At 69.5% G+C, this 11,825-nt stretch carries 11 protein-coding genes; 1 reads left to right on the top strand and 10 read right to left on the bottom strand.

Going from position 1 to position 11,825, the window contains the following annotated elements:
• Positions 1 to 6 precede the first annotated feature (6 nt).
• The 8 genes from HWX14_RS20480 to HWX14_RS20445 form a co-directional block, all read right to left on the bottom strand.
• A complete protein-coding gene (locus HWX14_RS20480) occupies positions 7 to 1,029 on the bottom strand; it encodes a MerR family transcriptional regulator (protein ID WP_175884222.1) in 1,023 nt (340 codons plus the stop codon).
• Positions 1,030 to 1,117: 88 nt separating this feature from the next.
• Positions 1,118 to 2,584 carry a xylulokinase gene (gene xylB, locus HWX14_RS20475; RefSeq protein WP_175884221.1) on the bottom strand — a complete coding sequence of 489 codons (1,467 nt, stop codon included), beginning with the start codon at positions 2,582 to 2,584 and terminating at the stop codon, positions 1,118 to 1,120.
• Complete coding sequence (locus tag HWX14_RS20470) at positions 2,581 to 3,525, bottom strand: AraC family transcriptional regulator (protein ID WP_175884220.1); 945 nt, start codon at positions 3,523 to 3,525, stop codon at positions 2,581 to 2,583. Before HWX14_RS20470 ends, xylB begins: the two co-directional genes overlap by 4 nt.
• Positions 3,526 to 3,554: 29 nt before the next feature.
• Positions 3,555 to 4,748 (bottom strand): sn-glycerol-3-phosphate ABC transporter ATP-binding protein UgpC, encoded by a 1,194-nt coding sequence (gene ugpC, locus HWX14_RS20465; RefSeq protein WP_175884219.1) that lies wholly within the window; start codon positions 4,746 to 4,748, stop codon positions 3,555 to 3,557.
• Positions 4,749 to 4,751: 3 nt separating this feature from the next.
• A complete protein-coding gene (locus HWX14_RS20460) occupies positions 4,752 to 5,786 on the bottom strand; it encodes an NAD(P)-dependent alcohol dehydrogenase (protein WP_175884640.1) in 1,035 nt (344 codons plus the stop codon).
• A 10-nt stretch (positions 5,787 to 5,796) separates the two neighbouring features.
• Entirely contained in the window at positions 5,797 to 6,633 is an 837-nt protein-coding gene (locus HWX14_RS20455; protein ID WP_175884218.1) for a carbohydrate ABC transporter permease, read from the bottom strand.
• Positions 6,621 to 7,580, bottom strand: a complete 960-nt coding sequence (locus HWX14_RS20450) for a sugar ABC transporter permease (RefSeq protein WP_244130282.1) — start codon at positions 7,578 to 7,580, stop codon at positions 6,621 to 6,623. The genes HWX14_RS20455 and HWX14_RS20450 overlap by 13 nt, the downstream gene beginning before the upstream one ends.
• Positions 7,564 to 8,838, bottom strand: a complete 1,275-nt coding sequence (locus tag HWX14_RS20445) for a sugar ABC transporter substrate-binding protein (RefSeq protein WP_175884217.1) — start codon at positions 8,836 to 8,838, stop codon at positions 7,564 to 7,566. Before HWX14_RS20445 ends, HWX14_RS20450 begins: the two co-directional genes overlap by 17 nt.
• 283 nt (positions 8,839 to 9,121) lie before the next feature.
• On the opposite strand from HWX14_RS20445, the gene HWX14_RS20440 reads away from it, so the two are divergent.
• Entirely contained in the window at positions 9,122 to 9,808 is a 687-nt protein-coding gene (locus HWX14_RS20440) for a hypothetical protein (protein ID WP_175884216.1), read from the top strand.
• A gap of 17 nt (positions 9,809 to 9,825) precedes the next feature.
• Here the strand turns inward: HWX14_RS20440 and HWX14_RS20435 are convergent, their stop codons facing one another.
• Positions 9,826 to 10,911 carry an ATP-binding protein gene (locus tag HWX14_RS20435; RefSeq protein WP_175884215.1) on the bottom strand — a complete coding sequence of 362 codons (1,086 nt, stop codon included), beginning with the start codon at positions 10,909 to 10,911 and terminating at the stop codon, positions 9,826 to 9,828.
• Positions 10,908 to 11,645, bottom strand: a complete 738-nt coding sequence (locus HWX14_RS20430; protein WP_175884214.1) for a response regulator — start codon at positions 11,643 to 11,645, stop codon at positions 10,908 to 10,910. The genes HWX14_RS20435 and HWX14_RS20430 overlap by 4 nt, the downstream gene beginning before the upstream one ends.
• Positions 11,646 to 11,825 lie beyond the last annotated feature (180 nt).

The raw sequence follows: 11,825 nt of genomic DNA, 5'->3' as shown, positions 1-11,825 counted from the left end.
GGTGGCTCACGCCGTCGTTGGCCGCCGCGCAATCCGCTCCCGGACCTCCGGCGACGCCAGGCACGTGGCCACGGCTTCATACCCCGGCGCGCCGGGGTAAGGCGCCACGCGCGCGGGCGGGCTGTGATTGGCCGGGCACAACAGGATGGTTTCGTCGGGGCCGACCGCCGCGAGATCGAGGATCGCCGACGAGCGCGTCAGCAGGAACAGTGGCCGCATGCCGGCGGCCGCGGATTCGCGCAGATGCGCGATCAACGCCAGTTGCGTGGCCCGGTCGAGACCCTGTTCGATCATGTCGACGATTCGCACGCGCGGGCCTTCCGCTTCGAGGCTGACGAGCAGGGCGGTCAGCGCTGGCGACGGCGTCGCGCCGTTGCCGACGAGCACCGCCGCGGTGCGTTCGACGCGCGACTTCAGTTCCGGATCTGCGCGCAATGCATCCAACGCAGCAGCACAATCGTCGTCCAGCCGATCGAGTCCGACGAACACCGCGTCGGGCAGCGCGTCGGCCAGCCGAAGCGCGAGCCGCGTCTTGCCGCTCCCCAGCGAACCGATGATGTAGTTCAACGGCCGGATATCGCGACACTCGAACCACTCACCGCCCCACGGCCACGGCAGGTTGAACGCGACGCCGGCGCTGCCAGCGTCGACCAGCCGCGTGAGTTCGCCTTCCGCCGGCATTCGCCCTCGTGCCAGGCCGGCGCGCATCGCGCGCACGCTGTCGAGCTTGCCGACGAGATCCTGAATCCCGTGATCGAGCGCCGCTTCGTGAGCAGCCAGCGCGGCGTCGAGACTGCGCGCGTCGCCGTCGAGCACGCTCGCCACCTGCGCGAGACCGAGGCCGAGCTTGCGCAGTGCCGCGATGTCGGCAGCGCGCGCGAGGTCGGCTGGGCCGTACGCGCGGTATCCGGCCGGCGTGCGTTCGGGCGTGACGAGGCCGTGCCGCTCGTACAGCCGCAGCGCCTTGATCGAGACGCCGAGCCGCGCGGCGGCGGCCGATGCGTTCAAACGCGGTGTGGCTGTACCCATCCGTCACCTCTTTGCTGTCGATTCGTTGCGGTCAGCATAAAGGCGATCCCAAGGGCCGGGTCAAGCGCGATCGCGCGGCCGTTCCCGTTCAGTCGGCGGCCGCGAACTCGTCCCGCAACACGCGATACAACCGTCGATAGCGCGCGAGCCGCCCCGCCAGCAGATCGACGGACGCGGGATCGGGCGCGACCGTCTCCGTGACGGGCGGCGCGACGCAGACTTCTTCCAGGCTGTCGTTCGTCGCCGCCAGCCGGGCGAGCCGCGCCGCGCCGAGTGCAGCACCGACCGCGCCGTCCGCATGACGCCGCATCGCGAGCCCGGTCGCATTCGCGCACAGCCGCGCCCAGAACGCGCTCTTCGAGCCGCCGCCGATGAACGACACCGCGTCGAGCGTCGTGCCGGCCGCACGCAGCGCGTCGTAACCGTCGGCCATCGCGAACGCGACGCCTTCCATCACCGCATACGCGAGATCGTCCGCATCGTGTTCGTTCGACAGCCCGAAGAACACGCCGCGCGCATGCGCGTCGTTGTGCGGCGTGCGCTCGCCGCCGAGATACGGCAGGAACAGCGGCGCGAGAGCCGGATCGGCGCGTTCGGCGCGCGCCGCGAGCAGGCCGGGTGTCGAGCCGTGCGCGCGTGCGAGCCAGTCGAGGCTCGCGGCGGCCGACAGGATCACGCTCATCTGGTGCCAGCGCCCTTCGACGCAGTGGCAGAACGCGTGCACGGCCGCGTCCGGGTTCGGCGCGAAGCGGTCGTTGCCGGCGAACAGCACGCCCGACGTGCCGAGCGACAGGAAGCCGCTGCCGGCGCCCGTGACGCCCATGCCGATCGCGGACGCCGCGTTGTCGCCGGCGCCGCCGGCGATCGTCACGGGCCCGGCGATCCCCCATTCGCGCCGCAGCGCGTCGCGCAATTGCGCGGCGGCCGTGTTGCCTTCGACGAGGCGCGGCATCTGCGCGCGCGACAGCTCGGTCGCGGCGAGCATCCGGTCGGACCAGTCGCGGCGCGCGCAGTCGAGCCACAGCGTGCCCGACGCGTCGGACATGTCGGACACGAATTCGCCGGACAGGCGCCAGATCAGGTAGTCCTTCGGCAGCAGCACCTTGTGCACCGCGCGAAACACGGCCGGCTCGTATTTCGCGAGCCACAGCAGCTTCGGCGCGGTGAAGCCGGGCATCGCCATGTTGCCGGTGATCGCGCGCGATTCCGGCACCAGCGCCTCGAGCTCCACGCATTCGGTGCCGGCGCGCGTGTCGTTCCACAGGATCGCGGGGCGCAGCACCTGGTCCGCGCGGTCGATCAGCGTCGCGCCGTGCATCTGCCCGGACAGCGCGATGCCGCGCAGCGCGGCGAAGCCGGCCGGGTGCGCGGCGCGCACCGATGCGATCGCGTCGAGCATCGCGTGCCACCACGCCTGCGGGCTTTGTTCGGACCAATGCGGATGCGGCCGGCTGATCGACAGCGTGGCCGCGCCCGTCGCGAGGGGGGCCGATCGGGAATCGGTGAGCAGAACCTTGACCTCGGACGTGCCGAGATCGATGCCGAGGAATGTCACGTGTGAAGCGTCCTGTCTGGGGTACGCGGCGGCGGCGGCGGCGCGCGTCGCGCGGGCGGCGCGTCGTCGCGGCCGTGCGGTTCGTTGAGCCGGTGCAGCGCGCGGAACTTCGACGGCGGCACCTGCTTCATCGCGAGAAACTGACGGTTGAAGTTCGACAGGTTGTTGAAGCCAACCCGGTAGCAGATGTCGGTCACCGTCAGGTCGGAAAACATCAGCAGCTCGCACGCCTCGTTGATGCGCAGCCGGTTCAGGTAGCGCACGAACGACGAGCCGGTGTGACGCCGGAAAAACCGCGTGAAGGTGCTGACGCTCATGCCGGCGAACGCGGCGACGTCGGCTTCGCGCAGCATGCCGGGCAGGTTCTGCTGCAGGTACGACAGCACCTGGTTGATGGTCGACGACATGTAGTGCTGCGCGTCGCTGCGGTAGCCGGGCCCCGCGAGCACGCGCCGCTCGCGGCACGACGACAGCCGGTCGAACAGCGACATCAGGATCTCGACGCGCCGGCAGCCGTGCGCGTTCGCGAGTTCGAGCATCAGCGGCGCGACCTCGACGCCGACGCGGTCGGGAAACTGCACGCCGCGTGCCGCGTCGTCGATCAGGTCGATCACCGGCTGCAGCTCGCTGAACGCGCCGACCATCTTCTCGATCGCATCGCGCGAGAACTGCAGCACGACGTCGCGCGACGGCACGCGTTCGCCGTCGGCGAGTTCGCTGACCCAGTTGTGCGGCAGGTTCGGCCCGGTGACGATCAGGTTGCCGGGACCGAAATCGCCGATGTGGTCGCCGACGAACACCTTGCCGCGCGACGCCTGGATCAGGTGAATCTCGTACTCGGGATGGAAGTGCCACTTCGCGACCGAGTGCGGATAGTCGTGGACCCACGCGCGGAACGATTCGTCGCGGTGGGTGGGAACGATCTCGAGATCCGGGTTCATCGTGTGCTCCGTCGGGGCGTGCCGGCGTGCTACGGACGGGACATCGACCAGCCCGTCGCGGCAGGCGGCGTGGCGCGCGTCGCGGCGGCCGGCGGCGCCGCGTGCGCGATCGGGTTCGCATCCGGCAGCGTGACGTTGCGCTCGGTGCCGGCGTCGAACAGATGCAGCGCTTCTTCGTCGAAGCGAAACGCTACCACGGCGCCGGGCGCCGGGGCCATCGGGGCCGGCACGAGGGCCGCGCACGGCTGGCCGCGCCAGTCCAGCGTGACGAGCGCCTCCGCGCCGAGCAGCTCGACGAGCTCGACCGTGCCGGTCAGCGCGAGCGCGCCGGGGGTCGGATCGCCTTCGGCGACGAGCCGCAGGTGGTTCGGGCGGATCGCGGCCTTCACCTGCTGGCCGTGCTGAAGTCGCGCGAAGCGTGAAGACGCGAGCGGCCAGCGTGCGCCGTTGCAGTCGACCAGCACGTTCGCGCCGACGCGCTCGATCGTGCCGTCCGCGAAGTTCATCGCGGGCGTGCCGACGAACCCGGCGGCGAACACCGTATGCGGCTGGCCGTACAGCTCCGCCGGCGTGCCGATCTGCTCGATGTGGCCGCCGCGCATCAGCACGACGCGGTCGGCGAGCGTCATCGCTTCGAGCTGATCGTGCGTGACGTACAGCGTGGTCGTCTTCAGTTGCCGGTGCAGCCGCTTGATGTCGCCGCGCAACTGCGTGCGCAGCTTCGCGTCGAGGTTCGACAACGGCTCGTCGAACAGGAACACGGCCGGCGTCTTGATCATCGCGCGCGCGATCGCCGCGCGCTGCTGCTGGCCGCCCGACATCGCGCGCGGGCGGCGGTCGAGCAGCGCATCGAGGCTCAGGATGCGCGCGACGTCGCGCACGCGGCGATCGATCTCGTCGGCCGGCACCTTCAGCCGCCGCAGGCCGAACGCGATGTTGTCGTACACCGTCATGTGCGGGTACAGCGCGTAGTTCTGGAACACCATCGCGACATTGCGCTCGCGCGACGGCAGGTCGTTGACGACCGCGTCGCCGATCACGAGCTCGCCGCCGGTGATCGCCTCGAGGCCCGCGATCATCCGCAGCATCGTCGATTTGCCGCAGCCGGACGGGCCGAGCAGCACGATGAATTCTCCGTCGGCGATTTCGAGGTCGAGCGGATGCAGCACGGCGGGGCCGCCGTCGTAGTGTTTCGACAAAGCGTGGCAGACGATTCGGGCCATGGCTCAATCCATTTCGATCTGAATCTTGACGTCGCTCGGCAAGCCGCTCGCCGCTTCCTCGAACGCACGCACGCCTTCGGAAAACGGGAACGTGCGCGAAATGAACGGCTTCACGTCGATCGCGCCGGACGCGATCAGCGCGAGTGCGCGCGGGAAGATGTTCGCGTAGCGGAACACCGATTCGATGCGGCCTTCCTTCGCCTGCAGCGCGACCACGTCGAGCGGCACCGGCGCGACCGGCATCCCGATCAGCACCGCGCAGCCGCCGGGGCACATCAGGTCGACGAGGCCCGCATACGCGTTCGCGCTGCCGCTCGCCTCGAACACGACGTCCGCACCCCAGCCGCCGGACGCTTCGGCCACCGCGTCGGCCAGCGGCCGCGTGCGCACGTCGACGGTCGTGACGGCCGGCTTGCCGGCGAACAGCGCGAGCTTGTCCGGCACGACGTCGGCGAGGATCACGCGCGCGGCGCCGCCGGCGAGCGCGGCGAGCGCCGTCATCGCGCCGATCGTGCCCGCGCCGATCACGACGGCAAGGTCGCCCGGCTTCATCGCCGCCTTCTTCGCGGCCTGCAGGCCGATCGACAGCGGCTCGACGATCGCGCCTTCGGCGAACGACACGTTGTCGGGCAGCCGGTACGTGAACGCGGCCGGATGCACGACGAACGGCGTCAGGCAGCCGTGGATCGGCGGTGTCGCCCAGAAGCGCACGTCGGGGTCGAGGTTGTAGAGCCCGCGCAGCGTCGCGGGCGAATCGAGGCGCGGCACGCCGGGCTCCATGCACACGCGGTCGCCGACGCGCAGGTGCGTGACGCCGGCGCCGGTCTCGACGACGGTGCCGGACGCTTCGTGGCCGAGCACCATCGGCGCGTCGACGCGGAACGGGCCGATCCCGCCGTGCACGTAGTAATGCACGTCGCTGCCGCAGACGCCGACCGTATGCACCTTGATCTGGACGTCGCCGGGGCCGACCTGTTGCGGCAGGTCGATGTCGCGCAGCGCGAGTTCGCGCGTGCGTTCGAGGACGAGTGCTTTCAACATGTTCTCCTTATTTTCCCTTGACCATCGAATTGAGCAGCCGGCTCAGCATGCCGACGAAGACGAGCGGCGGCAGCGCGAGCAGCACCGTCGACGCGTTGATCACGCCCCACGGCACTTCCTGGCCGAGCGACGTGAACGCGGATGCGACCACCGGCAGCGTCGCGCTGCGCGACGACGTGAGCGCGAGCGCGATCATCAGTTCGTTCCACACCAGCACGAAGCTGAACACGATGCCGCCGAGCAGCGTGCTCGCGCACACCGGCAGCGCGATGTGCCAGAACACCGCGTACGGGCCGTAGCCGTCGAGCGCGGCGGCTTCCTCGATCTCGCGCGGCAGGCGCCGGAACACGGGGATCGACAGCCACGTGATGGTCGACAGCGTGACGAGCAGGTACGTGACGATCATCGACAGCTTCGTGTCGTACAGCCCGAGATCGACCCAGATCGCGATCAGCGGCAGCGCGACCGCGACGGGCGGCAGGAAGCGCAGCGACAGCAGGAAGAACTGGATGTCGCGCTTGCCGCGCACCGGGTAGCGCGCGATCGCATAGGCGGCCGGCACGCCGAGCACCGCGCCGATCAGCACGGCCGCGCCGACGATCGCGATGCTGTTGCCTAGCCCGATCAGCACTTCGGGGCTCGACAGCACCTGCTCGTAGTTCGCGAGCGTCGGCGTGAAGAAGAAGCGCGGCGTCGGCGTGACGATGTCGAGCAGGTGCTTGAGCGAATTGAGCACGGCCCAGAACAGCGGGAACGCGGCGACGAGCAGGATCGCGCCGGCGATCGCGACGGTGGAAGCGGTGGCGGTGGCAGCGGCACCGCGCCGGGCCATCAGTCGTCCCATTTGTTGACCCTCTTCCAGATGAGCGTGAACACGAGCGTGGTCGCGACCATCATCAGCACGGCCATGCCCGACGCATACGACACCTTGCCCGCGAGGCCGATGCCCTGCTGGTACGCGTAGAGATCGAGCGTTTCGGTCGCGATGCCGGGGCCGCCCTTGGTCATCACGTAGATCAGGTCGAACGAGCGCAGCGACTCGACCATCTTGATGAACACGAGACTCACGAGCGGCGCCTTCAGCATCGGCAGCGCGATGTACGCATGCACTTGCCACGTCGTCGCGTAGTCGAGCCGCGCGGCTTCGAGCGGCTCGGGCGGCAGCGTCTCCAGCAGCTTCAGGATCACGATCGCGAAGAACAGCCCCCACTGCCATACGTCGACGAGCGCGACCGCGTACAGCGCGAGATGCGGATCGGCGAGGAACGCGGTGTGCTCGACGCCGAGCGCGCCGAGCAGCCAGCTCAGGATGCCGGTGAGCGGCGCGTACATGAATTTCCAGATGAACGCGGCCGACACGCGCGGCAGCAGCACCGGCATGATCAGCACCAGCGACGCGAAGCGGCGCCAGCGGCCGTGCACGCGCTCGAACAGGAACACCGCGAGCGCGATGCCGACGAGCACCGCGCCCGCGACCGTGACGACTTCCCACAGCACCGACACCTCGATCGCGTTCAGGAAGCGCCGGTCCGACGCGAGCCGCACGAAATTGCGCAGGCCGACGTATTCGCTGTCCGGATAGCGCAGCACGCGATTGCGCAGCGCGAGGTTGATCGCGGCGATCGTCGGGACGAGGCTCAGGACCGCGAGCAGCGCGAGCGTCGGCGCGAGGAACACCCACGGCAGGCTCGTGCGGTCTCGGCGCGCGCGGCCGCGCCGGGCCGAAGGCGGGGAAGAGGCCGGGCGGACGCCGAGCGCGCGTCCGCCGGCGCCGTCATTTGCGAGCGCCATGTTCGAGCGCGTCCTTCGCGTACTGGTCCGCGTCGTCGAGCGTGCCGCGGATATCCGTCTGCGTGCCGGTGAACACCTGTTCGAGCGCGATGCCGAGGTTGTCGCCGATATCCGGCCACTGCGGCGTGCGCCAGATCGTCACCTGCGTGACGGGGTTGGTGTCGTTCAGCCCGGCCTGGATCTGCGGCGCGACGTGCTGCTTGAAGTACGGGCTGCCGATCGTGCTCGAGCGGTTGTAGTCGCTGAACACGCCGTTGCGCAGCCGCGCCTGTTCCTGGTCCTTGCTGGTCGCCCATGCGATGAAGCGGCCGGCGGCCATCCGCGTGCAGTCGTCCTTCGCGCCGACCGCCGAGATCGCGAAGCCGTGGCCGTACGCGGCCGACGGCAGCGGCGCGGGCGGGCGCGTGTAGCCGACCTTGCCGGCCACGCTCGACTTGCTCGCGTCTTCCATCCAGTCGGCGAACGGCGTCGATTCGATCATGAACGCGACCTTGCCCGAACGGAACGCTTCGAGCGCGTTGCTCCAGTCGTAGGTCGCCGAGCCGGGCGGCGCGTACTTGAACAGGTCGCTGTAGAGCTGCGTGGCCTTCACCGCGCCCGGCGAGTTGAACGCGGGCTGGCCGCCCTTGTCGGTCCATGCGCCGCCCATCCCCAGCATGAACGGCGACCAGCGCCACACGTTCATCCCCGAGCCGCGCTGGCCGCGCGCGACCCAGCCGTACAGTTTCGGCGGCGCGTTGAGCTGCTTGATCGCGGCGACGAGCTGGTCGAGCGTCTTCGGCACCGGGATGTGCGCGGCGTCGAGCAGGTCGCGGCGATAGAACAGGAAGTCGCCGCCGCCGATCAGCGGCGCGAAGTACGCGACGCCGTTGTAGCTCGCGACCGCGCGGCGGCCGGGCAGGAAGTCGTCGTAGTCGTAGTCCTTCGGGTAGTACTTGAGGAGCGGCACGATCCAGTTGGCCGACGCGAATTCGGCGACGTTCGCCTCGTCGACGTAGTAGATCTGGTAGGAACCCGCGCCGGTCGACGCGTCGAGCCGCGATTTCGCGCGGCGGTCGTTCTCGCCGAAATAGCTGATCTCGACCTTCGTGCCGTTCTTCTTCTCGTAGTCGGCCAGCGACTTTTCCATCACCGACAGGCCGAGGCTCTTCTGCGCGAGCACGCGGAGGGTCGGCACCTTGCAGGTTTGCGCGGCCGCGACGCCCGGCAGACAGGCGCCGAGCAGCACGCCGGCTGCGACGATTCGCATCTTGTTCACCCGTGTCTCCTTGATTCTGCTTGTTCGAATGCCGCCGATGACGGCAGGAACAATGGTGTGACGCGGGCGACGCGATCACCACATCAAAAGAGTTCGGGAACCGATACTTTTTGCTCAGGATCGGTCGTGCGATGCACAAAATGTGGTGGTCGGGCGGCGGCGAGCCCTTTCTCGCCTTTCTCGCCGCGCCGTGCATCTGGGAGAATGCGGCTGCGGCCGTGCCGATTCACGGCCGGCGTGCCGGCCGTCGCCGGGCACGGTGCGGGACCCGACAGGTGGGAAATTGACCGACGACGACGAACTTTCACTCCGCCCGGAGAGCCGCTTCTGGCAGCTCGCGCCGGTGAGATGGTGGATCCGCGGGCACGGCCGCGACGGCTATGCGTTCCGCCTGCTGCTGTACCCGCTCGCGATCGTGTTCGTGCTCGAATTCGTCTGCGTGATGGCCGGCGCGCTGTACACCAGCCTCGCGATCAGCGCGGCCGCGACGCTGTTCCTCGGCATCGCCGGGTTCTACGGCGCGCAGCGCGAATGGCTGATGACGTCCGAGACCGCCCGCGCACTCGTGAAGGCCCGCATGAAGAAGGCGGCCGAGCGGCTCGCGTCGCTCGGCGTCGGCGCGACCGTGCTCGCGATCTTCGTCGCCGCGACGTCGCTGTCGCTCGTGATGTCGGGCCAGCCGGTGCTGGACAGCGTGTCGAAGGACGCAGTGTCGATCTTCATCGCGCTGGCGTTCCTGCCCGTGTACGTGTCCGGCGCGGTACGCAAGCTGGCGATCGCGCGGATCGAGGAACTGGAGGCATTGCGTCACGCGACCGTCGGCACGCAGCTGAGATTCGACCGCGCCGGCGCCGTGCGCGCGGTGATCGTGCAGGGCGCGGCCGGGAAAGGGACGGTATCGGTGATGGAATACACGGTGCTCGGGTTCAGCCCGCCGCTCGAACAGGTCGGGCGCGAACCGCGCGCGTGAGCGGCAAGGCCCGCGCGTTACGCTGGGAAGCGCTCGCCTTCGGGCGCCGGCACGAGATCGTCGGGCCACTGCACCTCGAACCGCGTGCCGCCCGCGCCGGTCGGCACGCACAGCGCTTCGCCGCGATGCGCATGCGCGATCGCCGCGACGACGGCGAGCCCGAGGCCGCTGCCGCCGGGTTGCGATTCGTCGACGCGCCGGAACGCCTGGAACACGTGCGGCGCGAACTCGGCCGGGATGCCGGGGCCGTCATCCTCGACGCGCAGTCGGCACATCCCGTTCTCGATGCGCGTCTGGATCCGGATCGTGCCGGGCACCGCGTGGCGGCGCGCGTTCTCCAGCAGCGCGAGCAACGCCTGGCGGATGCGGACCGGGTCGCAACGCATGCGCCGCGGGTCGAGATCGAGCTGCGGATGCTGGCCGGCGGCCTGCAGTGTGTGCGCGAACACGTCGACCACCGCGCGCACATCGGCGGCGAGATCGGTGTCGCGGATCTCGATGCTCAGATGGCCGCTGTCGGCGAGGCTGACCACGCGCAGATCCTCGATCAGCCGCGTCAACCCTTCGACCTGCGCGAGCAGGCTGCGGTACAGCGCGTCGCTCGGCGTGAACACGCCTTCGGCGAGCCCCTGCAGCCGGCCGCGCAGCACGGTCACGGGCGTGCGCAGCTCGTGCGCGATCGCCGCGTTCCAGAACGTTTGCTCGTCGGTCACGCGCTGCAATTCGCTCGCGAGCGCGTTGAAGTTGTCGGCGAGCAGCGCCGCTTCCTTCAACGAACGATCGCCGGCGACCGCCCGCGCGCCGAGATCGCCGCGCGCGACGCGGCGGATGCTGTCCGTCACCGAATTCAGCGGCACGAGGATGCGGCGCGACAGGTTGATCGCGACGATGACGGCAATCAACAGGCCGACCAGCGTGGTCGAGACGATCCACACCCACTCCGGCCCGGTCGGGAGCCAGCTCACCGCCTGGAACGACTGCGGCGAGTACTGGTACAGCAGGTAGTAGAACGCATAGGCCGTCACGACGATCAGCACCGTGATGCCGAACGCGATCGCGCCCATCGTCAGCGCGATCTGGCGGCTCAGGCCATCGAGTCTCACTCGCCGCTCCACAGTTTGTAGCCGACGCCGCGCACGCTCGCCGGCACGCCCGCGACGCCGAGATCGTCGAGTTTCTTGCGCAGCTTGCTGACGTGGCTGTCGACCGTGCGCTCCAGCGCATCGCCTTCCGGCAGGCACGTGGCCATCAGCTCGGCGCGGCTGAACACGCGGCGCGGCGCGCGCGCGAGCTGCGCGAGCAGCTTGAATTCGGTGAGCGTCAGCACGAGCGTATGGCGCGCGCCGTCGACTTCGACCGTCGCTTCGTGATGCTCGAGATCGATCTCGAACGGCGCGGCGCGCAGCACGCGCTGCTCTTCCTGACGCGCGCCGCCCATCGACCGGCGCAGCACCGCCTGGGCGCGCGCGACGACTTCGGCGGGGTTGAACGGCTTGACCACGTAGTCGTCGGCGCCGATGCGCAGCCCGGTCAGCTTGTCGATGTCCTGGTCGAGCGCGGTCAGCATGATGACCGGCGTGTCGCCGCGATGGCGGATCTCGGCGAGCACCTTCCAGCCGTCGACGTGCGGCATCTGCACGTCGAGCAGCACGAGGTCGGGCTTCAGCGACAGGTGGAGTTCGAGTGCGCGGCGGCCGTCGGCGGCGTGCACGGTGCGCAGGCCGTTGCGCGCGAAATAGGCGGTCAGGATCTCGGCGATCTCGGGTTCGTCCTCGGCGATGAGGACGAGCGCTTGCGCGCCTTGGCCGGCGCCGGGAGATGAAGAAAATTCGGGCATGGCCACTCGTTCGGATTCAGCGGGATTCCATCGAATCGCCATACTACCGTACGGCCCGCGCAACCGAACGGAGACGGGTGGGGCCGCACCGGTCGCCACTGCCGGCGCGATCTTTCCGCGACCTTTCGGCAGCGCTGAAATGCACGGCCCAGACAGGGGATTACCCTGTCTTTTTTTTTC

It is taken from the genome of Burkholderia sp. BCC0044 (assembly GCF_902832955.1).
Taxonomy (GTDB): domain Bacteria; phylum Pseudomonadota; class Gammaproteobacteria; order Burkholderiales; family Burkholderiaceae; genus Burkholderia.
This window is presented reverse-complemented; position numbering and strand designations above follow the sequence as displayed.

What these genes read in the sequence shown, in the direction of transcription:
- ugpC (WP_175884219.1), bottom strand. Translation starts at nt 4,748, where the DNA reads ATGGCCCGAATCGTCTGCCACGCTTTGTCGAAACACTACGACGGCGGC.
- HWX14_RS20470 (WP_175884220.1), bottom strand. Translation starts at nt 3,525, where the DNA reads ATGAACCCGGATCTCGAGATCGTTCCCACCCACCGCGACGAATCGTTC.
- HWX14_RS20455 (WP_175884218.1), bottom strand. Translation starts at nt 6,633, where the DNA reads ATGGGACGACTGATGGCCCGGCGCGGTGCCGCTGCCACCGCCACCGCT.
- HWX14_RS20480 (WP_175884222.1), bottom strand. Translation starts at nt 1,029, where the DNA reads ATGGGTACAGCCACACCGCGTTTGAACGCATCGGCCGCCGCCGCGCGG.
- HWX14_RS20450 (WP_244130282.1), bottom strand. Translation starts at nt 7,580, where the DNA reads ATGGCGCTCGCAAATGACGGCGCCGGCGGACGCGCGCTCGGCGTCCGC.
- HWX14_RS20430 (WP_175884214.1), bottom strand. Translation starts at nt 11,645, where the DNA reads ATGCCCGAATTTTCTTCATCTCCCGGCGCCGGCCAAGGCGCGCAAGCG.